This window comes from Paenibacillus massiliensis 2301065 = DSM 16942 (assembly GCF_000377505.1).
Lineage (GTDB): Bacteria > Bacillota > Bacilli > Paenibacillales > Paenibacillaceae > Paenibacillus > Paenibacillus massiliensis.
This window is the reverse complement of record NZ_KB898191.1, coordinates 371,552-397,669: the sequence shown is the minus strand read 5'-3', so window position 1 is coordinate 397,669 and position 26,118 is coordinate 371,552. Positions and strand designations below refer to the sequence as shown.

Below are 26,118 nucleotides of genomic sequence, written 5' to 3'. Positions count from 1 at the left end.
CCCATCCCGAACACGACCGTTAAGCCCTCCAGCGCCGATGGTACTTGGACCGAAGGGTCCTGGGAGAGTAGGACGCCGCCAAGCACAAGAACCACTACCGATTTTCGGTGGTGGTTTTTTATTTTATGTTTTGCTTTTATTGTATTTTTTGCATGATAGAATATACACTGCAGCGACGCTCACGGTCTTCATGACTCGAATTGAGCAGTCGCTGCTTTTACAATGGGCTCAGGATTTCATTATGGCTTACTTATGTTCCAATACTCCTGCTGCTATTAACAGTTTAGGCACTAAGGTGCAATAAATCGACGATCCGCGAACGTCTGGGCATTACGAAGACTAGTCCATATTTCATCTCCAGCAGCTCCAGTATACCAGTAAGCAAATCCCCGAATGCCTGCTTCTGTGCCTAGCATATACTTCAAGCTCAATGATCGGCTTTCTTCCAGCCACAGCTTATGCTTCTGTGTCTTTACCATATAATCGCCCTGATACTGACCCAGAGCTTCATTCCAGTAGAGACGTCCTGTCATTAGTGGCAGGCGAAGTGTCTGCTCATTAAGGGTAATGTCTGTAACGAAGGCAGTAGCTTGTGCAGGGGTTACCGCCCAGTCCCTTGTGTACAAAGGCAGGCCCAGAATGATTTGGTCTGTAGGAACTGATGCAAGCAATCTCTCCAGCCCTTGACGAAGCCAAGGTAGTGATGAGACGGAGCCTGGATCGGCTCGTCCAGCCCAATGCTCATCATATCCCATTAAAATGATGTAGTCCGTACTACTTCCCAGCGCTCTATAATCAAATGCAGCGGTCCATTCACTTCCCTGGTCAGGGGATACACATATGGCGAGGATTGCTCCTTGCTCGTGGAGTTGAGCAGATAGGTTGCGAACAAATGCTGTTAGCTGCTGGCGATCCTCGGCATTCACATTTTCAAAATCCATAACGATCCCGTCTAATCCGTAAGCATCGGCAGCGTCAGTAATCTGCTGAATCAGTGCTGCTACCTGGGAAGGACTATTTAATAGATCATGTGTGAGTGAAGCATCTGAATGATTACCGAGCATAGGCCAGAGCTGCTTATTGTGTTGGCTGGCCCAAGCAACCAAGTTAAGATCAGCGTGATTCGCTAATTGCCCGTTCTTCTCTGTGTAGAACCAGCGTGGAGATAATGTATTAATATTAGAATTCATAACAGAGTGCTCATAAGCCTCCGTACTTTGGTTATACTGCCACCCTAGCTGAATAGGACTCGCCGCGCTATTACTCACGGAAGTCGAATTGCTTGAGACAGTGGACATGACTCTCTCCAACAGTACTGCTGCTTCTTGACGTGTAAGGACAGCTTGTGGATAAAAATAACCATTGTGACCTGCCATCCAATGACGACTGCTGACGCTACAGACGGCGTCCTGAGCCCATTTACTTATGTTCGTATCATCATGGTAATGAGGACAAATGTTAACGATGCTGGACCCATCCGTGGAGGCTGGAAGCAGCCTGTTTAAGATGACAGCGGCCTCTTGCCGACGTATAGGCTGTTGAGGGTAAAAGAAGGATGCACTGGCACCTTGAACAATGCCCAATTGTGCTGCCGCCTGTATTTGTGGATAGTACCAGGCACCTTGCTTAACGTCACGATACATGGGGACCGAAGCATGGACTCCTTGTAGCTGGAGGATCCGATTGATGATTGTCGTCCACTCCGCTCGTGTAACTGGGGCGTATGGTGAGAAGTGCTTGGCGTCGGTACCAGCCAGATAACCTTTTCTGTACATATTAATAATAGATTCTTTGGCATAGCTGGTGGAGATATCGTCAAAGGGCATGGTAATGGTTGCTGCCTCGTTTGAGTTATTAGAGCTGATATATTGTGCCATGACTGGGCTCGATTTCCCAGGAGCCAGAGGCATAAGCAGTAGTGTACTTAACAGAAGCTTGCGGACCAAGCCGTTTCTAGTAATATATGATTTCATGATATTCCCTTCTTAATATATTCTTCGGACCATCGTAACAAAAAAGAATGAAGCAGGCATTGCTCAATTGCTGGAAACCTTTAATAGGTAGGTAGCTTTAGATAAGCAATTACTAATTAGTAATTAGTAATTAGTAGTTAGTAAGGCAGCGAGGCCCGAGAGAGTTCCCCAAGAACGACCGTAGACAAAAAAATACCCCGTAGTGACGGGGTATTGGTAAATCCAATGTTCTGTTTACAAAAGATTTTTACAAAATATTATATCAGCTGGTTCAGATTTGCTTGGCATAGAAGATACCGATGGTCTGAGGACCACAGTGACTAGATATAATACAGCCTGCTCTGGACATAGCCACCTCACGAGCTCCCGTCTGTTCCTTGAGAATCTGCTGAAGCCGGAGAGCGTCTTCTTCTGCCAGGGCATGTACGACAATGATTAAGTCATTATCCATGCGATCTTTTTGCGATAGCGCATTGTTAAGCATCTGGTCAATGGCCTTCTCACGCTTGCCACGTACCTTGTAGGCCGGTGTCATTTTACCATCAATGACCTTGATGACAGGTCTGATCTTGAGCAGGCTACCGATCAGGTTCTGCATCCCGGAGCAACGCCCACCCTTGTACAAATATTCAAGCGTATCGATAACGAATTCAGCATCGACTTGTGGACGCACCAGTGTCAGAAGCTGAACAATTTCCTCCATAGTACGTCCTTCTTCGCGGGCTCGCGCTGCTTTCATCACTAGAAGCCCAATGCCGCAGCATAGATTCAGGGAGTCAAAAACAGCGATACGTCCCTCTGGAAATTCACCTGAGGCAATGACAGCATTTTGGTATGTAGATGAGAGCTCTGAGGACAGGCTGATATATAAGATGGACTGGCCCTGCTCTATGTATGGGGTGAAGGCCTCAATGAAATCTGCTGGTGAGGGGGCTGCAGTCTTGGGAAGCTTCCCCTCGGCAGATACTCTCGCAAAGAGTTCGTCTGGGGTAATCTCCACCCCATCCTTTAGTGATTCGTCCCCGAACACCGTATATAGCGGTACAATACTGATATCATACCGCTCGACCCATTCAAGTGGCAGGTCACTGGTGCTATCCACGAATAGTTTTATAGTCGACATGAATTACAAATTCCTCCTTAACGATGTCGGTCCTTACCAGGAACGACTGGACATAGCTGAATACATCTCCGTGCTGCCAGGTACCTGACTAAGACCAAACGTAATCAGTCCAACCAGCACAATTAAGATCAATACATTCAGAATCGTACCGAGAATGGCGAATATCTTCTTACGCTTTTTCAGGACAAGTCCAACAATACCAAGGATGACTCCGACTACATTCAGAATAATGCAGGCAAAAAAGAGTAGCACAAAGCCAAGAATCCCTGTCTGTACAAGACTTTCTTCTGTGATTGTACCATGCTGGAACAGATTGACGATATACATTGAGATTCCGATAAAGGAAGCCACAAACCCTGCAATCGTTAGGATCGCAATAATAAAGGAAGCTATGCCAGGTCCGGAATGCTTGATTCGTTCCTGCTTGCTATAATTATCATAGGCAGGGGAGTCCGAGCTAGAATGGTATTGTTGTGATGGCTCAATGGAATGCTGGTCCATAGATTGATCCTCTCCTTCTAAGCTGATACAGCCACATTTTATTGTCTCCAATTATGAACGAAAATGCAAGAGATACACCTATCCTTACACGTTAAAATGCATGGACGAATCAGCAGCAAGACATTATTTATAGTACAATAGGAGCTACAGTAACAGGTGAATATGCAATAACATTACAATGTGATATGAGGAGATTATACGAAATGCAGCGTAGATGGCTTATGATTGGTGCTTTATTGATGATGCTGGCTGTCGGGTTAGGTGCCTTTGGCGCGCATGCGCTTAAGCCCCTTATAGGAGTAGATGCATTGTCTACCTATGAGACAGGTGTCAAATATCATCTGATTCATGCAGTTGGCTTGCTTGTTGTAGCTGTGATAATGGGACAGTGGGGCGAGTCCGGGCTGTTGAAATGGTCGGCTCGATTGCTATTTGCAGGTATCGTCCTGTTCTCAGGGAGCCTGTATCTCTTAAGCATTACTAGTGCTCGTGTATTTGGTCCCATTACCCCATTCGGTGGGGTATGCTTTGTAGCGGGCTGGTTCCTGTTGTTCTGGGCGGCTCTGAAAAAACAACAAGGCTAGAAGGACGGCATCGATCTAGTCTTAGTTGAAAACAAGGAAAACAAATGGAAGCAAAGCTGGAATAGGAAGTTCGGATAGAGGATGCAGAGTATTTAACTGTAGAGAATTAAGTTGCAGAGAAATAATCGCGGAGTATAAAAAAAGCCTTACTGACATATGGGGATTGCGGAGATCGCCCGTGTGTCAGAAGGCTTTTTTGTTGATACGTAGTAAAGCAAACGCGACAAGGTTCAGATCAGCTTAAGTGCCGATGATTTCATCAATTTCGTTAAGCTTGAAGGAATAGACCTGCTTCTCGTCAACATGGTATACGCTGACCAAGCTCTGTTCTTTGTCCAGATTAAGAATTCGACATGGGATACTACGCTGGCCACCGTATCGGTTCACAACGAGTCGAACCAACGAGTTCTTCTGAATGTACGAGTGGATCATTTCATGCATGAAGGACTGATGACTTTGAGCCGATTGGGCAGGTTTGTCATCGGTATTGTTTTTGATGGTGGCATCCGACTTTTGCGGTTTCTTTTGACCACGAACCAAGGTTGGTGAAGTTGACTTTTTCTCTGAAAGGGACTTTTTCTTAAGGTACAAAGCTGCTTCAATCAGATTACCAAGCTCGATCCCGGAGTGAACGCGGAAATCAGCGACTTGATTATTGGTGTTGAATATTTCCAGAAGGGACTGAAAAGCGACAGCATTCGACTTACCCTGAATTAACACATCTACATTAAACAAAAAACTTGATTGATCATTACCAGCTTGATCATTAGGTGGTACGTTACTCATAATTCCTCCAGCCCCTGATTCCATTTAAAATCTACTGAATCCCAATATAACACTAATCGTTCAATCAGAACAGACCATTAATATTAAAATTTGCACCAAATTCGGGAGATCGCTTGCCCAATGTCCACACCTCGCTTATCGTGATGCATACACTGGTTCAGATGGCAGATCGAAGGAGGTGTTCAGAGCAGTATGATTCGTATGGAACCAATACAGATAGGTGAACACACGCTCATCGGTGTCGAGGTCAAGCTCCCAAAAACTACACTGCTAACGATCTCTACTTCCCGCGGATATATTATGTGCGGTGCTCTTGATGTTGGACTGCTAAATGAGCGATTGGCTAACCGACAGATTATTGCGGGCAGAGCCGTTGGAGTGCGCACACTCCAGGAACTACTTGATGCTCCGCTCGAATCCGTTACCTTGGAAGCTGAAAAAATAGGCATACAAGTAGGAATGAGAGGTTACGAGGCTATTGTAAAAATGGTATGAGTCTACACTCGTCTCAACTTCTCGGCGCAATTGTCATGCAAGCTCATGGACTAGGACGATCATAAAAGCGCGAGCTACACTTCAGGCTGGCTCGCGCTTCTTGCTTGACATATTATTTTACAGCAGAATTGTAATCCTTAATCTTGAAATAGCTTGGCAAGATTCTCCTTGAAAGGAGCTCTGACAATTCCCTTCTCGGTAATAATCGCTGTTACATACTCGTGAGGAGTAATGTCGAAGGCCGGATTATAGACTTTGACCCCCGCAGGGGCTGTATTTTTGCCGAAGCCTGCTGTGACCTCCTCAGCCGATCTCTCTTCAATTGGAATATCCGCTCCAGTAGCTGTGTTAAGATCAATGGTGGAGAGCGGAGAGGCGACATAGAAAGGAATTCCGTGAGCTTTGGCGAGTACCGCAACGCTATAGGTGCCAATTTTGTTGGCCACATCGCCGTTAGCTGCTACACGGTCTGTACCCACGATTACCGCCTGAATCCAACCTTTAGACATAACCATGCCTGCCATATTGTCGCATAGAAGCGTAACATCAATACCAGCCTGCTGCAGCTCGAAGGCAGTCAGACGAGCCCCCTGAAGTACTGGGCGTGTCTCATCAGCGAATACCTTAAGGTGAATCCCTTGCTCATGCGCCAAATACATGGGAGCGAGGGCGGTACCATATTTGGCCGTTGCTAGTCCACCCGCATTACAATGCGTAAGTACCCCCATACCGTCCTCGAATAGTGGCAATGCATGCTCACCAATGCTGCGACATACTTGCTCGTCCTCTTGTTGAATGAGGATGGCTTCTTGCTCTAGCCCATTATTCCAGCTATGAACATCACCACTCACGATCAGTTCGCGTGCACGTTGCTTCATGCGGTCGAGTGCCCAGAATAAATTGACTGCGGTAGGTCTGGACGTCGCCAGATAGCTACTGACCGTCTCGACCTGCTGGAGCCATCCAGTTGCATCCGCAGCGTCAGTCTTGCGAGCGCCAAGCACTACTCCGTACGCAGCAGCCATTCCGATGGCTGGAGCGCCTCTGACCTTCATAGCATGGATTCCCTCCCACACCTCCTCAGGTGTGTAGAGGTCCAGCATGACAATGGATTCTGGCAGTAGACGCTGATCCAGCATGGAGAGGCGATTTCTTTTCCAGATCAAAGATACAGGTGCCTCAGTAGAAGATGGAGCAGTTAACGGTTCAGTCTGTTGCTTGCTAAGTTGTTCAGTAGGTTCATACGATGTCATAAGGATTCTCCTTTATCAGCAGCAGCAGTCAATACGATATCCTTGAGCTCTTCAATGGATTGTACGCTACGGCTTCGTTTGACCAAGGCTTTTCCGATGGCGAGAGCCAAGCGCTCGGCTCGTTCTTTGAACACAGGATCAGCGATAGTATCAATATCAGCTACATGGGACAGGCCCACGATACGACGAATCATTTTGCAGCCTGCAAAGCCGAACGAATCCTGCAGCAGTCGGGTGATATAAAAATCTTGATAACCTGGACTTGCGGCTAGTGGGTCCTTCAGAGCTTCACTGCTCCATAGTTTACGGAATTCTTGTTCAAATTGTCCCCATACGTTCGTGGCGGTCTCCAGTAACCAGCGCTGCTGCTCCAGACGTGTGGAAGTATCCGCAATCCAGCCAATCTGTCCTGCCAGATTCAACAGAAGATTGGATATTACGGCTCCGACATCAAAGCCCATCGGTCCATAATAGGCAAATTCCGGGTCAATGACCTTGGTGGACTTGGTCGTCACGAAGATACTGCCTGTATGCAGATCACCATGGAGCAGTGATTGTGCATGGGTAAGGAACTTCTCTCTTAGGAGGGCAACCTCCAGGTGGAGCTGACCATCCATACGCAGCGCTTCCGCCTCATCTTCAATAGAAGTGGAGTAGCTGTTATTATCCGAAAATCTATAGGGATCGTCAAAAATCAGATCCTCAGTAATCTTGCACTGATCGGGATTAATAAAGGAACCGACCTTGTTCTTCTTCTCAATTGGTCCTAGTGCCAGATCTGAATTCAGGAATAATGTTCTAGCCATGAACTGACCGATGTGTTCAGCAAATTTCGGGAACCTCTGGCCTTCAATCAAGGCTTTGCGCATAATGGTATATCCGCTCAGGTCCTCCATGATTGTCAAGGCAAGCTCATCATTATAGTCATATACCTCGGGAACGAGTCCCGGACAGAGACGATGCTGCTCCTGCAGTGCCTGCCGCTCAATGCGTGCCCGGTCGAGCGATAGTGGCCACGATTCACCAACGACCTTCGCATAAGGAAGGGCCTGCTTGACAATAATACTTTTGCCTGAGGAAGCATCTTGTATATGGAACACCAGATTCAGGTTTCCGTCGCCGATCTCCTGGCAGTTCAGCTCTGCGGAGCTAGAAAAAAAATCGGGAATGTCACGTACCAGCTCGATGACCTCAGCTGGAGTTAACGGATGATATTGGGACAAGGATGTGCACCTCCAATGGATCTAAAGCCAACTGCTTCACTTGGTTTAGAACAGTATACTCAAAAACATCTTAGATTTGTATCTTTTTTTGAATCGTGCACGTTTTTTGAAGAATACCGCTTCAACGACGTTTCAATTCATGAGAGGTTGGGTAAATGACTATTAGACGTCAGGCCGGTGATGAGCAGGTGCCAGCTGGCGTTTCCCTGTGTCATCACTTACCCACACATCGAAGGTGGCAAAGGATATAGCAATATAACTATATTTAAAAAGGAAGGGATACAACATGGCTAAAACTACTGGAAATCAAACTGGTGCAAAGGCACAATCCGTTGAACAACTTCTGAACCGTCAGGTTGCCAATCTGAATGTGCTGTATGTCAAATTGCATAATTATCACTGGTATGTGAAGGGCACTAATTTCTTCACACTGCATGAAAAATTCGAGGAGCTGTATAACGAAGTAACTCTCAAAATGGACGAGGTAGCGGAGCGCCTGCTGACACTGAAGGGTTCACCGGCTGCTACTATGAAGGAATATTTGGAGCTCAGCTCCATCCATGAGGCCAATGGTAAAGAGGATGCTAACACGATGGTGCAAAATATCATCGAAGACTTTGCGACGCTGTGCGAAGAATTCCAGGAAGGAATTGAGCTTGCGGAGAAATCAGACGATCAGCCTACAGCTGATATGTTCACAGGCTTCAGGGCTGACCTTGAGAAGCACATGTGGATGCTTCGCTCATATCTCGGCTAATCAACTAGCTATTATATGTGTATCTTCTTGTCGAGTCCGTGATAAAGCCGAACTGAATTCACTCCGTTGCCCCGTATGAAGGATGGTTGTTCCCTTACTCCGAAAGAAGCTATAATGCGTGTATACGACAAAGGCTTCTGAAGGAGAGGATACGACTATGCCAGAGACGCCAATCATTGCCGGATTGAAGGAATGGGCTTCTGCCATTGCAGCATTAGAGAGCGGACGCCAAATCTTGGTTATGCGCAAGGGCGGAATTGTGGAAGAGACAAGACATTTTGAACTAAAAAGTCATGATTTCTTCTTATATCCGACCTACGAACATCAGCGGAGCGAGTTGGTGAAAGAGAATGATCGCCATTTTGTGGAGGAGTCTCTGCAAGGCTGGGATGCAGCTGATAGCCATGTAACGATCCGAACCTATGCCAAGCTGGTAGAGGATATTGAGATTGTGGATCAGCAGATGCTGGACAAGTTGAGGGACTACCACATGTGGACTGATGATTTTGCTGAAGCGCGGCTAAAGTGGAAGAGACAGCAGCCTCTGCATGTGCTTCTGCTCCAAGTTTTCAAGCTGGAACAACCGGTGGAATTGCCTATTTTGCCTGAGTATACAGGCTGTCGTTCTTGGCTGTCCATGGATACACGTCTGGTGACGAGCGAAATGACGCCGGTGCTGGACGCCCGGGAATTCGAGCAAAGAGTCGAGGAGATCAAGCAAGCGCTCAAGGCGTGATTAGCAGTGTGATGCACTTAACAAGAATAGCCAGACATCATCTTGGTGATGACGATGCGTTACTTAGCTTAGACTGAATGAGAATATCACTTAACAAAAATAGGCTTGACTGGCAATTGCGGTCAAGTCTATTTTCTCATTTTGATTATTTTTTTATGGAGAAATCCTGAAGTAGCTAAGGCATCCAAGAGGAGGCCTGGTTGCATTTGCAAATACAAAATTATAAAATGACTTGAGAATCAATGAGAATCAGTTTAGAATGATTATAAATAAGTTAGTAACCATGAATTCAGGTCACATGCAGTGACGAAAGTCACAGCCTGTTTTCATTATACATGATTTTCGTTTGATCGGCAGCTCTAAATAAATGAAGTTACGGGGCTGTAATTTTGGGAAAATGCATGAAGATCATTTCGCAGATTATAGAGGTCTTGCAGAATGAGCACCATGCTTACACTACGTACATGGAGGGACATCACTTATATGGCTACAAATTTCGTGATTGAGGGACTTACAGCGACAATCGAAGGCAAGGAAATTCTGAAAGGGATCAACCTGGAAATGAAGGGTGGAGAAATCCATGCAGTCATGGGACCAAACGGTACTGGTAAAAGTACTTTGGCTTCCGCACTGATGGGACATCCGAAGTATGAAGTAACTGGCGGGTCCGTTACTTTGAACGGAGAAGACGTACTGGACATGGAAGTGGACGAGCGCGCCCGTGCAGGTCTCTTCCTGGCCATGCAATATCCGAGTGAAATCTCCGGGGTAACCAACTCCGACTTCCTGCGCAGTGCCATCAACGCACGTATGGAGGAAGGCAAGGAAATCTCCCTCATCAAGTTCATCCGTCAGATGGAAGGCAAAATGAAAGAGCTGGAAATGAATCCAGAGTTCGCTCACCGTTATCTGAACGAAGGCTTCTCCGGTGGTGAGAAGAAGCGTAACGAGATTCTGCAAATGATGCTGCTGGACCCGAAAATTGTCGTTCTCGATGAGATCGATTCCGGACTTGACATCGATGCTCTGAGAATTGTGGCGAATGGTGTCAATGCAATGCGTAGTGAAGATCGTGGCTTTTTGATTATTACGCACTATCAACGTCTCCTGAACTATATCAAGCCTGATTTCGTCCATGTCATGATGCAGGGACGCATTGTGAAATCCGGTGGTCCTGAGCTGGCTGAGCGTCTGGAAGCAGAAGGCTACGAGTGGGTGAAGGAAGAGCTCGGCATTGTGGATGAAACTGTGGGACAAGAGGCTTAAGATACAGAGCTAAAGGGAGGATTACTGAATGACTACACAAACCATACTTCCGGTGGACTCCGAACAGCTGCGTACCTTGTCCGGGCAGAAGAACGAGCCTACCTGGTTGACGGACAGCAGAGTTCAGGCACTGGAGCTGGCGGGTCGCCTGGGGCTTCCGGTATATGAGAAGACCAAGATTGAACGTTGGGAGCTGAGTGCTTACGGACAGCATCAGCCAGTGCAGCAGTTGAGTACGTTGGAAGAGGCACCTGCAGCCATTGCAGAGCTGCTCGGAGAGCAGCAAGAGGGCGGTCTTGTAATTCAACGTAATTCGGGAGCAGTCTTCTCCAAGCTGTCTCCTGAGCTTGCAGCCAAGGGCGTTATCTTCACGGATCTGGAGACAGCAGCACGGGAGCATAGCGATCTGGTTCAGAAATATCTGCATACCGCAGTGAAGGCCGACGAGAGCTCTGTAGCTGCGCTACACGCTGCATTGTGGAACGGGGGCGTATTCTTGTACGTGCCGAAAAATGTTGAAATCGAGGAGCCGCTGCAAGCGGTATTCCTGACGGACGACGCTTCAGCAGCTTTCGTACCGCACGTACTTGTTATCGCTGAGAGCAACAGCTCCGTTAACTATGTTGACAACTATGTGTCCAGTGAGCTGTCTGCACCAATTTTCCATAATGGTGTCGTTGAGGTGTTCGCTGAGGCTGGTGCGAAGGTGCGCTATGCGTCTGTTCATCAATTCGATAAGCTGGCGACAGATATTTCTAACCGGCGTGCGGTGCTCGGCAATGATGCGTCCATTGAATGGATCGTCGGCGAGCTGAATGATGGAAATACAGCAAGCAATACAATGACTATTCTACGTGGCAACGGCTCTACATCCGATGCCAAGATTATCGCAGTAGGCTCTGGCAATCAGAAGCTGAATTACACGACACAGGCACAGCATTTTGGCAAAAGCTCTGCCAGCCAGATGATCACTCGCGCTGTTATGCGTGAGGAGGCTTCATCAATCATTAACGGTATTACCAAAATTGAAAAAGGTGCTACGAAAGCGGACGGTCAACAAACCGAGCGTGTGCTGATGCTAAGCGGCAAAGCTCGTGGCGATGCCAACCCGATCCTGCTCATTGATGAGGATGATGTAACGGCAGGTCACGCAGCATCTGTAGGTCAGGTGAATCAGGAGCAGATCTATTACCTGATGTCCCGTGGTGTGAGCCGAGAGGACGCTGAGCGCTTGATTATCTATGGCTTCCTAGCTCCGGTTGTATCGGAGATTCCGCTGGAGGGCTTGCAGCAGCAATTGCAGCGTCTAGTGGAAAGGAAGCTGGGACAATGATAACTGCACAGATTCGTGAGCATTTTCCTATATTGAATGAGACCATTAACGGTCACAAGCTGGTGTATCTGGACAATGCGGCTACCTCGCAGAAGCCTCGTATCGTCCTAGATACACTCAAGCAATACTATGAGCATGAGAACTCCAATGTGCACCGCGGTGTGCATACTCTCGGTAGCAGGGCGACTGATGCTTATGAGGGAGCACGCGAGAAGGTGGCACGGTTCATTCATGCGCGGCGCAGCCAGGAGATTATATTCACTCGTGGCACGAGCACGGGCTTGAATATGGTCGCTTCCTCTTATGGTAAGGCTAACTGCGGTGAAGGCGATGAGATTGTGATTACTCCGATGGAGCATCACAGCAACCTGATCCCTTGGCAGCAATTGGCCAAATCCACGGGAGCTACGCTCAAATATATTCCTCTTCAGCCGGATGGCAGTATTGAGCTTGCAGACGTCGAGAAGACGATTACAGACCGCACGAAGATTGTCTCCATGGCCTATGTCTCCAATGTCATGGGCGTTGTCAATCCAGTGAAGCAAGTAGCTGAGATTGCCCACCGTCATGGCGCAATCATGGTCGTTGATGGTGCACAGAGCACTCCGCATATGAAGATCGATGTGCAAGACCTTGATTGTGACTTCTACACGCTCTCTGGTCATAAAATGTGTGGTCCTACCGGGATCGGTGCGTTATATGGCAAGAAGGAGTTGCTGGAAGCAATGGAGCCTGTCGAGTTCGGTGGCGAGATGATCGACGATGTCGGACTGTATGATTCAAGCTGGAAGGAGCTTCCCTGGAAGTTCGAAGCAGGCACACCAATCATCGCTGGAGCGGTTGGTCTCGGAGCTGCTATTGATTTCCTGCAGGAGATTGGTATGGATGCGATCGAAGCTCATGAGAGCAAGCTCGCCAACTATGCGATGAGCCGCTTGAAGGAGATTGATGGACTCCAGATCTACGGACCTTCGGTCAGAGATGTTGGGCTCGTTACCTTCAATCTGGGGGATGTTCATCCCCATGATGTAGCTACTGTACTGGACAGCCAAGGAATCGCCATCCGGGCAGGCCATCATTGCTGTCAGCCGCTTATGCGCTGGCTAAATGTTGGATCTACAGCACGCGCGAGCTTTTATCTGTATAATACAGAAGAGGAAGTTGATGCTCTGGTCAGCGCCTTAATCCAGACAAAGGAGTATTTTGGCGATGCAACTTGACGATCTCTACCGCCGTGTCATTATGGATCATTATAAAAATCCCCGCAATCGTGGACGTTTTGAGGAAGATTCAGTTACAGTCGACCTGAACAACCCGACATGTGGAGACCGCATTTCTTTACAGCTCAAGCTACAGGATGGATTGGTGGAGGATGCCCGCTATACGGGTGAAGGCTGCTCGATTAGTATGTCTTCCGCTTCCATGATGACTGAGGCTGTAAAGGGCAAGACGCTGAATGAAGCCCTTGAACTGGCAGAACGCTTTTCGTCCTTGATGAAAGGCGATGAGGTCGAGTTCGAAGATTACGAAGATATTGAAGCACTGTCCGGCGTGAACAAATTCCCAGCTCGCATCAAGTGCGCTACACTGGCTTGGAATGCGCTACGTAAGGGAATTGATCAGTAGGATTACGAATTAATCATAGAATGAGGAGGGTACAAAGACCATGTCGAAAAAGGCACCCGAGTTAGAAGAGTACAAGTATGGGTTTCGCGACGAGCATAAGGCCATCTTTCAAACTGGTAAAGGTCTGACCCCGGAAATCGTAAAAGAAATCTCCAAAATTAAGAATGAACCGGAATGGATGCTCGAATTCAGACTCAAGGCATTGAAACAATTCGAGAAGATGGACACTCCCCAATGGGGCGGGAATCTGGATGAGCTGGATTTCAATGATATCCAGTATTATGTCAGACCATCCGAGAAGCAAGGAAAGACGTGGGAAGAAGTTCCTGCTGAGATTAAGGAGACCTTCGACAAGCTCGGAATTCCTGAAGCGGAGCAAAAGTTCTTGGCTGGTGTATCCGCACAATATGAATCTGAGGTAGTCTACCACAATATGCAGAAGGAGCTTGAGGATCAAGGCGTCATTTTCACCGATACCGATACGGCATTGCGTGAGCACCCAGAGATCTTCAAGGAGTACTTCGCTACTGTAGTTCCGACAGCCGACAACAAGTTCGCTGCGCTGAACAGTGCAGTGTGGTCAGGCGGAAGCTTTATCTATGTTCCTAAGGGTGTGAAATGCGAGGTGCCTCTGCAGGCTTACTTCCGGATCAACTCTGAGAACATGGGACAATTTGAGCGCACGCTCATTATTGCCGATGAGGATAGCTTCGTTCATTATGTAGAAGGCTGTACGGCTCCGATCTACAGTACGAACTCGCTGCATAGTGCGGTAGTTGAGATCATCGCCAAGAAAAATGCACGTGTACGCTACACCACGATTCAGAACTGGGCACCTAACATCTACAATCTGGTGACCAAGCGTGCTGTTGCAGAAGAAAATGCAACTATGGAGTGGGTTGACGGCAACATTGGCTCCAAGCTGACGATGAAGTACCCAGCGGTAGTATTGAAGGGACGCGGAGCTAAAGGAATGGTGTTGTCCATTGCTGTAGCCGGTAAAGGCCAGCATCAGGATGCAGGAGCGAAAATGATTCACCTTGCTCCAGACACCACCTCTACGATCGTATCCAAGTCCATTAGTAAGCATGGTGGTAAAGTAACTTACCGTGGTCTTGCTTCCTTCGGACGTCAGGCTGAGGGCGCGAAATCGAACATCAAGTGTGACACGCTGATTCTGGATAACGAGTCCACTTCTGATACCATTCCATACAATGAGATCTTCAATGATAACATTACACTGGAGCATGAAGCGACGGTATCGAAAGTATCTGAGGACCAGCTCTTCTACCTGATGAGTCGTGGTCTGAGTGAAGCGGAAGCGACACAGATGATCGTTATGGGCTTCATTGAACCGTTCACCAAGGAGCTTCCTATGGAGTATGCAGTAGAGATGAATCGCCTCATCAAGTTCGAGATGGAAGGAAGTATCGGTTAAGTCTTGTGGGGCAAGGCTTAACCGAATCAAATAACTGATTTGTCCGGTTAAACTTGAACATATTTCTTATAAAGCAGCAGAGCAACATTCTCGATTTTCTCTGTTACGTGGAGATATGTGTTTGCAGTAATTTTCACACTTGCGTGTCCGAGTTTTTCGGACACGTATTTTTTATTGCCTTCAGACTGGAGTAAATGAACTATATGCATATGCATATGTCTCAATGCCAATGATGAAAGAACTATTAGTTAGATGTTATTTTAGAATATTAACGAAAATATTTACGGTGGCTGGGATGAGATCAAGGGAGAATAATCAAATCGTTGAACCAAACAAAATACTTTGCTCAAAACATCGTTGCTAACGGATCTGAGCGGATGGAGGACAGCAAAAAAGGGCAAAAAAGAGCCAGAAAGCGAAAGTGCAGACAAGCTGGTTTCCAGCATATCGTTAGGTATTGTCACTCGATCCCTTATATTGACTCGAGTAGTGACTATCCTAGTGATTGGCGGGGTGATCTTGTTTGAAGGTTTCAGCAATTAAGATCGGGAAGCAGTATGTATTCAGGGCGGGTCGGATAAAAACGGTTAATGACATCGAAAACGGACATGTAAAATGGACCGAAGATAAAGGGAATAGCGGTCATTGCAAAGTAGAGTCATTTGCTAACAAGGCGCTCTCTGAGGTTCGGGGATGAAAGGATGGGGCTGCAATACAGATGGAGTTATTCCCGAATGCAGACAAAACCGATCAGGAGGAAGCAAGTAGCCTACTAAGACGATATTAGCGCATGTGACGCATGGGATGGTACTGGGTGAGCGAGAGTGCCTAACAGAGAAGGAAGCGCAGGTTCTTATAAATTGTTGATAAAAGGCAGAGGCTTTTGAAATGGCTGTACTGACAGACCGCAATCGTCTCGCAGCAGACACTCCGATTCAAGCAGCCGTGGAAAGCAGATGCGTCCTCTAAATTACTTACTTATCAAATTACTCTTAAAGTAGGCGAGACATATCAACTGCCTTATGAACGTAATTACAAATACACCACGCAATTTTGTCGAACAGAGTAGTAGGCATATTTCTGCTCATCCTCGTTCAGTAGAAATTAATGTGACTGCTTTGAGCAAGCACACGGTACATATTGTTTCGTTATTTACAAACTAGCTCCTAGGATGATAAATGAATTAAGAGTTGCTCAAATAATAACTGTGACTACAGTTATTATAGTAAATCGCATGTTTTATGTCGCTAATAGGCGAATTATTGTTTTTCCAGCAGATTACTCCCTTAGGGGACTATTGCTAGTTTGTGGCGTGAATCTAGTAACTTTCTAATTTATATAATCAAGTTTGATGTGGAAGGTTTTTCGGTTAAGCATTTTAGTGAGTTTGAGCGGTGAGAACAACATAAGCAAGAGACATGATACTGGAGGGCATGGTACCGTACATAACGGTCATGTCCTTGTTTCAATGAGCTGATTTATGAAAATGATACATGGGATATAGATACATAGTCAGCTTGGAGAGACTGATTAAAGTTCAGCTTGAAACGACTTATCAGTTTGAACTTGCGGAGACTTATGATTCACATCGTTAGCATATAAAATAAAGAAGCCCAATTCTAGGATTAGGCTTCGTCGTTATGCGATCATTGATTGTTGAATCAGCCAGCCGCTGCTCATATGATCTTACAAATATACTTCTTCAATAGCCAGCTGTCTTTTCACAGACAAATCCACAAATTCATTCGTATCCAGCTTGACGAGCGGTCGGAAATAATCAATGGGATTGTTGAGTACTATGATACCCATCTGGCCGGAATTAAGCAGCACTCGCTTGTTAATGAAATTAGGTAGCATATGCCGTATGAAGGCTTGTGTGGCCTCACCATTCAATTCACCGAAGCTCATCTCGTATAGCTCGCGCAGCACACTAAGCAGCTCCTGCTTGTTCTGGTAGACTCTGTGAGAGGTCATGGCACTGTACACGTCAGCAACGGCAACAATTTTGGAATAGGGATGAATCTCGTCCTTCGTCAATCCATATGGATAGCCACTGCCTGATTCTCGCTCATGGTGCTGCAGAGCAATGGTAGCGGATAGCTCATCACCGGTAGAATTTTTGATCAGCTCATAGCCATATTGAGTATGCTTCTTCATCTCGCGGAACTCGTCTTCTGTCAGCTTACCAGGCTTGTTCAGGATCGCCTTGCTGATCATGCATTTTCCGATATCATGCAAGTACCCAGCTTTACCAGTCACATAGGCCTCTTGATCGGAGTGTCCCAGCCACTTCGCCAGATAGTAGGAGAGTACGCCTACTTGCAGGGAGTGGTTGTATGTATACTCATCGCCGCCATCCAGCATGAGCAGCAATGAGACTACATCCTTCTGATTGCCTAGCTCCGATATAAGCGGGGTAAGCATCTCATCCACCTGCTGGTCATTAATTCTGCTAGAGGCCGCTGCTTCCAGAAACAGATTCTCTATGCCTTCCAGAGCATTGTCAAATAACGGAATAAGCGGACGAAGCAGCTCGGGAGAGGCAGGATGGTCTGGTCCAAAATCACCCGCAACTACCTGCTGCCCTGGTTCAATGTCTATGTAATCAATGTGATGCTGAATCAGCTTTGATATATCGTCATGCGCAAGAACGGTCCCTTTGACCATCACAGGTACACCGTTTGCGTTGTAAGTATCGGTCTTTAGGCAATCTCCAGGCTTGGCATCGGTTACATGGACTCTCAAACGGACACAACCCTTTCTTATAGTGGGATTATGTCCAATATATCAAGAAAGAATTAGTGGCACAATTACTATTTTACTATGTTATATTTTTGGTAGGGTCCCAAGGTCCGGTTTGATGACCTTTCCACTCAGATCCATCTTCCCAGATCTCCTTCTTCCAGATGGGTACCTTCTGCTTCAGCCTTTCTATGGCATAACGGCTTGCTTCGTAGCAGCTGTCCCGGTGAGGGGTGGACACTGCTATCACGACACTAGCCTCTGCGACATCCACCTTGCCTGTACGATGGGATATGGCACATTTCGCTCCAGGCCAATGCTCGGATATCTCTTGACCGATCTGTGCGAGCACTTTGACTGCCATGGGTGCATAGGCTTCGTACTCTAGATGTACTGTTTTCTGAGTCCCAGTCATTTCGCGCGTAGTGCCAACGAAGACTAGTGTAGCCCCATCATTGGGCGTGATTACTTTATGGCTTACAGCCTCCTGCGACAGAGGAGCAGAGGTGATTACATAATTTCCGCAGCTGCTGGTATACGTAGCTCCGTCATCACTTTCTCCAAGACCGTCCCCACCGGAAACAGGTGGAATCAGGGCGATCTCGTCATCAGCTGTAAAGGCTAGATCAGAAGAAGCGAATTCCTGATTCACAGCTACGAAGGAGGCTTGGATCTGTGAAGCAGCCTCGGGATATCGAGTCTCAAGCCATTGCTTGAGCTGTCCAACGGTAAGAATGGATTCTTCCAACTGCAAGGTGATGATGGAAGAGCCGAGACGCTCCGCCAGCCCTGCAAAAAGCTTAATCTGAATGTCCATATGATAAAACGCTCCTTAGGTTGAAATTAGCCCCTCCAATATACCATATTGAACCGGAAAATGTTATGCTTAGCTATTAGAGATACGTCATCTATCATTGTATGTAAATGACCATCATATCACCAACTAGGAGGGGCGGCTATGGATGAGATCGGCAGACAGACGCTTACGATTCTGCACACAAATGATATTCACAGCCGGTTCGGCAGCATGCCGTCATTGGCCGCCATGATTGACACAGAGAGAGGCGCCTGCAAGAATGAGCTGCTGTTGCTAGACATCGGGGATCATATGGACCGTATGGCTCCAGAGACAGAAGGAACGATGGGTGGCGCCAATGTGGACGTCATCAACCTGACAGGATATGATGCTATCACCATAGGAAATAACGAGGGGCTTACCTTTACGCCGGAGATGCTCCAGCAGGTATATAGCGGACTGCAATGCCCTGTTGTATGTGGCAATGTGAGAGAGCGTGCGACAGGAGCTATACCGAAATGGATGAAAGAATACCTCATTCTAAATAAGAACGGAATTCGTATTGGTATCCTTGCTGCTACGGCTCCTTATACAACCTTCTATGAACTGTTGGGATGGGATGTACTGGAGCCGCTAGAATGTCTTAAGGAGCAGGTAGCAAGCATACAATCCGAGGTGGATATCATCATTCTGATGTCGCACCTGGGACTGGCGACAGATCAGGCTCTTGCTGAAGAACTAAAAGGAATAGATTTCATCCTTGGAGGACACTCTCATCATCTTTTAGAGGAACCCTTGTTCATTAAGGCTACGGCGCTTTGTGCAGCAGGCAAGCACGGAATGCAGCTTGGCAAGCTCGTAGTATCCAGGCTAAAGAAGGACGAGAGGTTTCAGGTGGACTACGGCGGGTGTATTCCATTAATGGATGAACTACTCGACGAGAATGTGGCGGCAGCCATACATCTTCATCGTGTTCAGGCAGAACACAATATGCAAGAGACGGTAGTCATCATGGAAAGAGAGCTATCGATTCATTACGAGCAGGAGTCTGAATTCGGAAATGTGCTGGCACAGGCAGTACGGAACTTCACGGGGGCGCCTGCTTCGTTGGTTAATTCCGGACAGCTGCTAGGTGCACTTCCCTCCGGGACGATCAGTAAGTCCATGCTGCACAGACTCTGTCCTTCGCCGATTAATGTCTGTACCTTGTCACTGACAGGGGCAGAGATTCGGCAGGCACTGGAGGAATCACTGTTGCCCGAATTCTACCTAAGGCGTATCATGGGCTATGGCTTCAGAGGTGAGGTGCTTGGGAACCTGTGTATGGATGGCCTAGAGGCCATATATGACCCTGAAGCACCAGATTTTCATAAAATTCAACAGCTCTCTATTCAGGGAGAGCCTGTACAAGATCGTGAGTTGTATACCATAGCTACACTAGATATGTTCACCTTCAAGATCGGCTATGAAAGCCTGGCACAGGCGAGGAATCTTCAATACCGCTTACCCGAATTCATAAGGGATTTACTCGCTGTGGAGCTTCAGCGCCCGGAGGCACTGGAGGAGTGCAGTCGGAAGCGCTGGAGCTAGATGGCTCTATCAGGAGCCAGAACGAGGCAGCACGACAAGAGTTTGATTAAACATCGGGAGAGGATTGCGCATTGCGGCTGCTATCTGTAAGTCAACTGCAGCCTGGCATGAAGCTGGGCAAGAGAATTTTTAACGAGGATGGCATGGTATTGCTGTCTGAAAATGTGGAGCTGAGCGAACGATTGATCCGCCGGCTTCACGAGATTGGCGTGGCCTATGTCTATATTCAGGACCCGCATACGGATGATATCCATATTCCAGAAATGCTACAGGACAAGACAAGACAGCACGCGCTTAAGGAAATCAAGAAGCAGTTCAGACTCGCCTCTTCCAGCTCTTCGGGGTCCTCGGTGTCATATCTGGGTAAGTCCTTCGGCAGCATCATGAGCTCCATTCTCGATGATATTGGAGGTCGGGAGGATGCTATGATCATGCTGATGAATATGGGGACAACAGATCAGGATTTGTATCAGCACTCCTTGACTGTTTGTGTATATACACTGGTACTGGGCATTGCGAATGGCTATACCAAGAGTGAATTGCTGGATCTAGGCATGGGGGCTCTGCTGCATGATATTGGTAAGACCCGTATTCCCCAGCACATTTTGCTGAAGCCTGACAGGCTTACAGATGCTGAATACGAGCAGGTAAAGCAGCATACGACGCTGGGCTACCAGATTTTAAAGGATGAACCCAACGTCTCAAGTATATCTGCTCTTTGTGCTTTACAGCATCATGAACGAATCGACGGTAGCGGTTATCCGCATGGGCTGGCCCGTCATGAAATCCATGATTATTCCAAATTACTGGCCTTGGTGGATTCGTATGATGCCATGACAGCTAATCGTAGTTACCGAGAACCATTGCTGCCACATCAGGCCGTGGATGTCCTATATACGGGGGCAGGGACGCTATATGAGCAGCGAATCCTCGAAATGTTCAGGGATTGTGTCGCTATTTACCCGCCTGGATTGACGGTGCGTCTGAGTACAGGGGAAGAGGGAGTAGTAGTTCGTATTCATAAGCGGATTCCTCAGAGACCCATCATTCGTGTCCTGAAAAGTGCTGACGGGCAAGAGCTGAGTACCCCCTATGAACTGGATTTGTCTGTAGTCTTATCTGTCATGATTACGGATGCAGAGGGACTTAACAGGCCTCATTCACCTCCACAGCTCTAATCAGCTCAGAAATGAAGCTCGATTATCAGTAATAGATGCCAAGAACGAAAAGTATGGAATCGAACAAAATGTATGAAATCGGATATAAAATGCAATATGCTGAAAGATAAGGTGAATACTAATGACATTGTTACACAATCATGAACCCGTATTACCGGAGATTACACCGACTAACGATCCGTGGGATCCGATTGTCTCGTTGCGGCAGCATGGTCGTCATGTGCTGACAAGCGTAGAGATGACCGTTACGCACCTGTGTAATATGCGGTGTGAGCATTGCGCTGTAGGGGATACACTGGTCATGAAGGAAGAGCCTTTCCTGCCGCTACCGCTCATGCTGAAAAGACTGGATGAGGTTGAGCATCTGCAGACCATCAGTATTACTGGCGGGGAGCCTGCCCTGCTGGAGAAGACGGTGGATGAGGTAATCGTGCCTTTGCTGAAATACGCCAGGGAGCGTGGCATACGCTCACAGATCAATTCCAATCTGACGCTCGATATCGGCAGATACGAGAAGATGCTGCCATATCTCGATGTCATGCACATCTCCCACAATTATGTGGATGCTGATAATTTCCATGCAGTGGGCTTTGCTAATAGCGGTAGACCCGTGCCTTCAGTAGCAGCTGCACGTCTATATGAGAAGATGATGGAGAATTCCTTGCAGCTTAGTAAGATGGGGATGTTCATTTCTGCGGAATCCATGATTAATTACCGTACACATACGAGATTGCCTGAAATTCATCAGTTGATTCGGGAGATCGGCTGCCGACGTCATGAGGTGCACCCAATGTATGCATCGAATTTTGCAGCATCCCTTCCCGTGATCTCATTACAAGAGATGCGAGAGGCCATTCATCGTTTGCTAGATGCCCGTGATCCAGAGCTGTGGATGCTGTTCGGGACACTGCCTGTATTTGCCTGCTCAGACCGTGAAGAGGATCAGAAGCTGGTTCGTCGCCTTCGTACGGAGCCCAAAGTCACCGTTCGGAACGATCCGGATGGTCGTAACCGTGTTAATGTTAACATGTTCACGGGTAGTGTATATGTAACGGATTTTGCGGATATCCCGGCCTTCGGGAATATACAGGAGCAAAAGCTGGATGATATCTTTGAGCAATGGCTGAATGAGCATCCGCTGAACAAAACAGTGAATTGCTATTGTCCAGCTGCCAGTTGCTGTGGGCCAAATCTGTTGGTAGCGGATATGTATTACCGGGGAGTGGATTTCAAGTCCAGGAAAGCCATTAACCTATAGAAAGAAGGAGTTTGTAGTGGGACATGCCGAGTTTCATCTTGGACAATTGTTCGTCAATCTGTTTCTGGTGCTGCTGCTCGTATTTTTGAACGGGGTATTCGTCGCTGCCGAGTTCTCGCTTGTTAAAATGCGACAATCCCGTCTGACACAGCTTCAGGCCGAGGGAAATCGTCTGGCAGGCTATGCCATTCGTGTGAACCAGAGATTGGATGCTTATCTGTCCGCGACGCAACTGGGCATTACGCTCACTTCCCTGGGATTAGGCTGGCTTGGAGAGCCTGCTATATCAGAGCTGCTGGTCGAGCCGCTGCTCTATCAATTCGGTGCTACAGATGAGCGGTTGGTAACAACGATCTCTGTGATGATTGGTTTTTGCATGATTACATTTCTGCATATTGTGCTAGGTGAGCTGGCTCCCAAATCCTTAGCCATTCAGCGTACAGAGGGTGTGGCACTCTTACTCTCTGCTCCATTACTGATCTTCTATAAAATATTCCTGCCTGTCATTTGGGTGCTGAATGCTTCAGCCAATGCGTTACTTAGGATGTTCGGATTTCAGCCCGCCAGTGAAGCTGAGGGAGCACATTCTGAGGAAGAGATTCGTATTCTCATGAACCAAAGTGCCAAGAGTGGTGTCATCGACAAGGATGAGATCAAGCTGATGGATAATCTCTTCGATTTCTCGGATCTGCTAGCAAGAGAAGTGATGCTACCACGGACGGACATGCACTGCCTCTATGCTAATCTGACGCTGGAAGAGAACCTGCAGATTATCAAGGAGACACGTCATTCCAGATACCCTGTAGCCTTGGAGGACAAGGATCAGGTGATCGGCTTCGTCCATATTACGGATGTGCTTCTGTCCGAGGGAGAAGCTCCTGTCGATCTGAGGACGGTAGTCAGACCCATTCTGAGTGTGCCAGAATCCATGGAGATCAGCGAGGTGCTGCGTCTCCTGCAGAACAAGCATTCCCAGCTTACGCTCGTTGTAGATGAGTATGGGGGAACCGCTGGAATGTTAACTGCTGAAGCCATTCTGGAGGAAATCGTGGGTGATTTATACGATGAATTCGAGGACGAGCGGCCTGAGGTGGAAAGGAATGGACATGAGATGTCTGTAGACGGACGATTGCTGATAGAGGATGTGAACAAGCTCACGGGTCTGGAACTGGAGGATCGTGAGGTGGACTCTATCGGGGGATGGCTGTTCAAGGAGCTGGCGGGCAGTCCTCAGCAAGGACAGCAGGTCCAGTGGGATGGTGCCGTGCTAGAAGTGGAAGAGGCTACTGCACTGCGCATTTTGCGAGTACGTATCATTCTGGGGGATTCCGCACCTTCAGAATCGTCCAAGCGAACGTAATGTGACCCAGACACGGATAAATTGTAGGATAACGTTATAGGAATGAACTGAATATCACTGCCAACACGGTGCCCCAAATGTAGCTGCAATACATATGGGACATCAGGCTGGTCACAGCTGCTTCTGTCTTTGGACAGGAGCAGCTTTTTTTTCGATGATGACATCTATCAATTTTCAGCAGAGCTGAACAATTCGATCATCGTAGGATAAGTTTCAATCTGACGAGGTCTATCTTCTGTGAAAGTACATCGACAGCTGTTTTTATTGATATCATGAAACATCGATATAATACGAGGCTACTATGCGTATTTTCCAGTTCAGAATAAGCTGCGTTGTGCATAGATTGGATAACAGAGCCTATGGATTTCATGTCATATTGAATTGTATATGTATTGATCGTACGTACGTCTTATCTTGAAAGTCGCATGCCGATATGGAGTGTGATGCTTATAAATTGTATGTGTAGCGCATGAGTTGCTCGTTCTAGAAGGAAAGCTGAGCGAAGGAGGTAAAGCCGTGAAATTTCCGCAAGAGGGTAGATACTATCCCTTTGTAGGTCCGTGCGATCCCTGTCCGCCGATTCGAGTCAAATTCTATAGCCTGCCCCCGAATCTGTTCATTACATTTCAGCCGCCTGGACTGCCGCAATTCAGTCCAGCAGAGGCTTTGAGAAAAGGAACATTATGGCCTGCACTCTATAGTCCTTACGTGCCTAATCTGACCACGAAGGGGGGCGGAGTAGGATGAGCAATCAGGAGCCGAATGCGAAGCTGCCACAGCCGAATTCTCCGAATCAGCCGCTCTATGGGGCCGAAGCGGAGAAGATGTGTGATGACAAATATTATGAACTACTGGAGCAGCTGCAGGCCGTAGATTTTGTGCTCGTCGAGCTGAATCTGTACCTCGATACTCATCCTGATGACTATCAGGCGATTGAGCAATATAACAAGCTGACCAAGGAGCGGACACAGCTCGCCCATCAATTCCAGCTGCTATATGGGCCTTTAATGCACTTTGGTCACGCGTTCTCGAAGTATCCGTGGGAGTGGAGCAAAACTCCATGGCCATGGCAGGTATGAAGCGCGATTTGGAGAGGATAGGAGGTCCGTTACATGTGGATTTATGAGAAGAAACTGCAGTACCCTGTACGTGTAAGTAAATGTGACCCGCATATGGCCAAATTGCTGCAGGAGCAATATGGTGGAGCAGACGGCGAGCTGGCCGCGGCCCTTCGATATCTTAACCAGCGGTACACTATACCAGATAAAGTCATCGGTCTGCTTAATGATATCGGTACAGAAGAATTCGCTCATCTCGAAATGATCGCCACCATGATCTATAAGCTGACGAAGGATGCAACGACAGAGCAGCTGAAGGCAGCAGGCTTGGACGCACACTATGTGAGCCATGACCGGGCGCTTTTCTATGAGAACGCAGCAGGTGTTCCGTTTACGGCGAGCTATATTCAAGCGAAGGGTGATCCCATAGCCGATTTGTACGAGGATATCGCAGCGGAGGAGAAGGCCAGGGCCACCTATCAATGGCTGATCGATATGACGGATGATGTCGATCTGCAGGATAGCCTGAAGTTCCTGAGGGAGCGCGAGGTGGTGCATTCTCTGCGATTCCGGGAAGCTGTCGAGATTCTCAAGGAGGATCGGGAGCATAAGAAAATCTTTTGAACGAAGAAGAGCGGTTCGCCAGGTGCGGCCGCTTTTTATTTTGACAATAGCCCATGTTCGGTTTAAGGCTTCAGGGTTCTCCACGCCCAATAGAACTCTAATCATTAGCAAGTATTGATAACATGCACTGAATTTATAAATCTTGTAAAAGGATCTAGTACAAAAGAGATATTTATGAACTATATCACTCTACCGATATATGATTAGGCTCAATTAATTTTACATTATAACGGGGGGTACCACATTGTTTGCAGCAAGACTATCACAAAAAATAATATTGTTGGTTCTATCGTTAAATCTGATCATCAACCTACCGGTCAGTATTTTGATGTCGCAAGTAGGAGCTACTTCAGCTTCCTTAGCTACGACAGAGAATTATGTCTGGACAGAGAGATATCCGACGACTCTACCTCAAGCG

At 47.4% G+C, this 26,118-nt stretch carries 24 protein-coding genes and 1 rRNA gene; 17 read left to right on the top strand and 8 right to left on the bottom strand.

Features of this window, described 5'->3' with window-relative positions:
* Positions 1-84: ribosomal RNA gene (gene rrf, locus D328_RS30340) — 5S ribosomal RNA — on the top strand; the annotation flags it as partial.
* A 206-nt stretch (positions 85-290) separates the two neighbouring features.
* On the opposite strand, the gene D328_RS0116435 is transcribed toward rrf, so the two are convergent.
* The 3 genes from D328_RS0116435 to D328_RS29325 all read right to left on the bottom strand — a co-directional run bounded on the left by D328_RS0116435 (position 291) and on the right by D328_RS29325 (position 3,597).
* Positions 291-1,973, bottom strand: coding sequence for an S-layer homology domain-containing protein (locus tag D328_RS0116435; RefSeq protein WP_018886118.1), 1,683 nt, complete (start codon positions 1,971-1,973; stop codon positions 291-293).
* Positions 1,974-2,244: 271 nt separating this feature from the next.
* Positions 2,245-3,096, bottom strand: coding sequence for a DegV family protein (locus D328_RS0116430; protein WP_018886117.1), 852 nt, complete (start codon positions 3,094-3,096; stop codon positions 2,245-2,247).
* Positions 3,097-3,129: 33 nt separating this feature from the next.
* Positions 3,130-3,597 carry a hypothetical protein gene (locus D328_RS29325; RefSeq protein WP_018886116.1) on the bottom strand — a complete coding sequence of 156 codons (468 nt, stop codon included), beginning with the start codon at positions 3,595-3,597 and terminating at the stop codon, positions 3,130-3,132.
* Positions 3,598-3,800: 203 nt separating this feature from the next.
* On the opposite strand from D328_RS29325, the gene D328_RS0116420 reads away from it, so the two are divergent.
* Positions 3,801-4,181, top strand: coding sequence for a DUF423 domain-containing protein (locus D328_RS0116420; protein ID WP_018886115.1), 381 nt, complete (start codon positions 3,801-3,803; stop codon positions 4,179-4,181).
* A 240-nt stretch (positions 4,182-4,421) separates the two neighbouring features.
* Here D328_RS0116420 and D328_RS0116415 read toward each other — a convergent pair whose 3' ends face one another.
* The gene (locus tag D328_RS0116415) at positions 4,422-4,967 is read right to left on the bottom strand and encodes a hypothetical protein (RefSeq protein ID WP_018886114.1); all 546 of its coding nucleotides are present in this window, start codon (positions 4,965-4,967) and stop codon (positions 4,422-4,424) included.
* Positions 4,968-5,159: 192 nt separating this feature from the next.
* Between D328_RS0116415 and D328_RS0116410 the strand changes: the two genes are divergently transcribed.
* Entirely contained in the window at positions 5,160-5,462 is a 303-nt protein-coding gene (locus D328_RS0116410; protein WP_018886113.1) for a YunC family protein, read from the top strand.
* Positions 5,463-5,599: 137 nt separating this feature from the next.
* Here the strand turns inward: D328_RS0116410 and mtnA are convergent, their stop codons facing one another.
* Together mtnA and mtnK are read right to left on the bottom strand one after the other, a co-directional pair.
* Entirely contained in the window at positions 5,600-6,715 is a 1,116-nt protein-coding gene (gene mtnA, locus D328_RS0116405; RefSeq protein WP_018886112.1) for an S-methyl-5-thioribose-1-phosphate isomerase, read from the bottom strand.
* Positions 6,712-7,938 (bottom strand): S-methyl-5-thioribose kinase, encoded by a 1,227-nt coding sequence (gene mtnK, locus D328_RS0116400; protein WP_018886111.1) that lies wholly within the window; start codon positions 7,936-7,938, stop codon positions 6,712-6,714. The genes mtnA and mtnK overlap by 4 nt, the downstream gene beginning before the upstream one ends.
* Positions 7,939-8,224: 286 nt before the next feature.
* Here mtnK and D328_RS0116395 point away from each other — a divergent pair, with 286 nt between their 5' ends.
* From D328_RS0116395 to sufB, 7 genes are all read left to right on the top strand, one after another.
* Positions 8,225-8,695, top strand: coding sequence for a Dps family protein (locus D328_RS0116395; RefSeq protein WP_018886110.1), 471 nt, complete (start codon positions 8,225-8,227; stop codon positions 8,693-8,695).
* A gap of 118 nt (positions 8,696-8,813) precedes the next feature.
* Entirely contained in the window at positions 8,814-9,431 is a 618-nt protein-coding gene (locus tag D328_RS0116390) for a DUF1802 family protein (RefSeq protein WP_233426211.1), read from the top strand.
* Between the two features lie 483 nt (positions 9,432-9,914).
* Positions 9,915-10,697, top strand: a complete 783-nt coding sequence (gene sufC / locus D328_RS0116385; protein ID WP_018886108.1) for a Fe-S cluster assembly ATPase SufC — start codon at positions 9,915-9,917, stop codon at positions 10,695-10,697.
* Between the two features lie 28 nt (positions 10,698-10,725).
* Positions 10,726-12,030 (top strand): Fe-S cluster assembly protein SufD, encoded by a 1,305-nt coding sequence (gene sufD, locus D328_RS0116380; protein WP_018886107.1) that lies wholly within the window; start codon positions 10,726-10,728, stop codon positions 12,028-12,030.
* Positions 12,027-13,250, top strand: a complete 1,224-nt coding sequence (locus D328_RS0116375) for a cysteine desulfurase (RefSeq protein WP_018886106.1) — start codon at positions 12,027-12,029, stop codon at positions 13,248-13,250. Before sufD ends, D328_RS0116375 begins: the two co-directional genes overlap by 4 nt.
* On the top strand, positions 13,240-13,656 hold the full coding sequence (gene sufU, locus D328_RS0116370; protein ID WP_018886105.1) for a Fe-S cluster assembly sulfur transfer protein SufU: 417 nt from the start codon (positions 13,240-13,242) through the stop codon (positions 13,654-13,656). Before D328_RS0116375 ends, sufU begins: the two co-directional genes overlap by 11 nt.
* 40 nt (positions 13,657-13,696) lie before the next feature.
* On the top strand, positions 13,697-15,094 hold the full coding sequence (gene sufB, locus D328_RS0116365) for a Fe-S cluster assembly protein SufB (protein ID WP_018886104.1): 1,398 nt from the start codon (positions 13,697-13,699) through the stop codon (positions 15,092-15,094).
* 1,686 nt (positions 15,095-16,780) lie between these two features.
* Here the strand turns inward: sufB and D328_RS0116345 are convergent.
* A complete protein-coding gene (locus D328_RS0116345; protein WP_026281225.1) occupies positions 16,781-17,839 on the bottom strand; it encodes an HD-GYP domain-containing protein in 1,059 nt (352 codons plus the stop codon).
* Between the two features lie 76 nt (positions 17,840-17,915).
* The gene (moaD, locus tag D328_RS0116340) at positions 17,916-18,653 is read right to left on the bottom strand and encodes a molybdopterin converting factor subunit 1 (RefSeq protein ID WP_018886100.1); all 738 of its coding nucleotides are present in this window, start codon (positions 18,651-18,653) and stop codon (positions 17,916-17,918) included.
* Positions 18,654-18,794: 141 nt separating this feature from the next.
* Between moaD and D328_RS0116335 the strand changes: the two genes are divergently transcribed.
* The 7 genes from D328_RS0116335 (at position 18,795) to D328_RS0116305 (ending at position 25,700) form a co-directional block, all read left to right on the top strand.
* Entirely contained in the window at positions 18,795-20,222 is a 1,428-nt protein-coding gene (locus D328_RS0116335; protein WP_018886099.1) for a bifunctional metallophosphatase/5'-nucleotidase, read from the top strand.
* Between the two features lie 71 nt (positions 20,223-20,293).
* On the top strand, positions 20,294-21,400 hold the full coding sequence (locus D328_RS0116330) for an HD-GYP domain-containing protein (RefSeq protein WP_018886098.1): 1,107 nt from the start codon (positions 20,294-20,296) through the stop codon (positions 21,398-21,400).
* Positions 21,401-21,521: 121 nt separating this feature from the next.
* On the top strand, positions 21,522-22,658 hold the full coding sequence (yfkAB, locus tag D328_RS0116325; RefSeq protein WP_018886097.1) for a radical SAM/CxCxxxxC motif protein YfkAB: 1,137 nt from the start codon (positions 21,522-21,524) through the stop codon (positions 22,656-22,658).
* Between the two features lie 16 nt (positions 22,659-22,674).
* Positions 22,675-24,018: a hemolysin family protein gene (locus D328_RS0116320; protein WP_018886096.1), complete on the top strand. Its 1,344-nt coding sequence runs from the start codon at positions 22,675-22,677 to the stop codon at positions 24,016-24,018.
* A gap of 516 nt (positions 24,019-24,534) precedes the next feature.
* Positions 24,535-24,765 carry a spore coat associated protein CotJA gene (locus tag D328_RS0116315; protein WP_018886095.1) on the top strand — a complete coding sequence of 77 codons (231 nt, stop codon included), beginning with the start codon at positions 24,535-24,537 and terminating at the stop codon, positions 24,763-24,765.
* Positions 24,762-25,097, top strand: a complete 336-nt coding sequence (locus D328_RS0116310) for a spore coat protein CotJB (RefSeq protein WP_018886094.1) — start codon at positions 24,762-24,764, stop codon at positions 25,095-25,097. Before D328_RS0116315 ends, D328_RS0116310 begins: the two co-directional genes overlap by 4 nt.
* 33 nt (positions 25,098-25,130) lie before the next feature.
* The gene (locus D328_RS0116305) at positions 25,131-25,700 is read left to right on the top strand and encodes a manganese catalase family protein (protein ID WP_018886093.1); all 570 of its coding nucleotides are present in this window, start codon (positions 25,131-25,133) and stop codon (positions 25,698-25,700) included.
* Positions 25,701-26,118: the final 418 nt, after the last annotated feature.

What these genes read in the sequence shown, in the direction of transcription:
- sufD (WP_018886107.1), top strand. Translation starts at nt 10,726, where the DNA reads ATGACTACACAAACCATACTTCCGGTGGACTCCGAACAGCTGCGTACC.
- D328_RS0116420 (WP_018886115.1), top strand. Translation starts at nt 3,801, where the DNA reads ATGCAGCGTAGATGGCTTATGATTGGTGCTTTATTGATGATGCTGGCT.
- D328_RS0116305 (WP_018886093.1), top strand. Translation starts at nt 25,131, where the DNA reads ATGTGGATTTATGAGAAGAAACTGCAGTACCCTGTACGTGTAAGTAAA.
- D328_RS0116415 (WP_018886114.1), bottom strand. Translation starts at nt 4,967, where the DNA reads ATGAGTAACGTACCACCTAATGATCAAGCTGGTAATGATCAATCAAGT.
- D328_RS0116310 (WP_018886094.1), top strand. Translation starts at nt 24,762, where the DNA reads ATGAGCAATCAGGAGCCGAATGCGAAGCTGCCACAGCCGAATTCTCCG.
- sufB (WP_018886104.1), top strand. Translation starts at nt 13,697, where the DNA reads ATGTCGAAAAAGGCACCCGAGTTAGAAGAGTACAAGTATGGGTTTCGC.
- D328_RS0116395 (WP_018886110.1), top strand. Translation starts at nt 8,225, where the DNA reads ATGGCTAAAACTACTGGAAATCAAACTGGTGCAAAGGCACAATCCGTT.
- D328_RS0116335 (WP_018886099.1), top strand. Translation starts at nt 18,795, where the DNA reads ATGGATGAGATCGGCAGACAGACGCTTACGATTCTGCACACAAATGAT.
- mtnA (WP_018886112.1), bottom strand. Translation starts at nt 6,715, where the DNA reads ATGACATCGTATGAACCTACTGAACAACTTAGCAAGCAACAGACTGAA.
- sufC (WP_018886108.1), top strand. Translation starts at nt 9,915, where the DNA reads ATGGCTACAAATTTCGTGATTGAGGGACTTACAGCGACAATCGAAGGC.
- D328_RS29325 (WP_018886116.1), bottom strand. Translation starts at nt 3,597, where the DNA reads ATGGACCAGCATTCCATTGAGCCATCACAACAATACCATTCTAGCTCG.
- moaD (WP_018886100.1), bottom strand. Translation starts at nt 18,653, where the DNA reads ATGGACATTCAGATTAAGCTTTTTGCAGGGCTGGCGGAGCGTCTCGGC.
- D328_RS0116410 (WP_018886113.1), top strand. Translation starts at nt 5,160, where the DNA reads ATGATTCGTATGGAACCAATACAGATAGGTGAACACACGCTCATCGGT.
- D328_RS0116375 (WP_018886106.1), top strand. Translation starts at nt 12,027, where the DNA reads ATGATAACTGCACAGATTCGTGAGCATTTTCCTATATTGAATGAGACC.
- yfkAB (WP_018886097.1), top strand. Translation starts at nt 21,522, where the DNA reads ATGACATTGTTACACAATCATGAACCCGTATTACCGGAGATTACACCG.
- D328_RS0116430 (WP_018886117.1), bottom strand. Translation starts at nt 3,096, where the DNA reads ATGTCGACTATAAAACTATTCGTGGATAGCACCAGTGACCTGCCACTT.
- sufU (WP_018886105.1), top strand. Translation starts at nt 13,240, where the DNA reads ATGCAACTTGACGATCTCTACCGCCGTGTCATTATGGATCATTATAAA.
- D328_RS0116435 (WP_018886118.1), bottom strand. Translation starts at nt 1,973, where the DNA reads ATGAAATCATATATTACTAGAAACGGCTTGGTCCGCAAGCTTCTGTTA.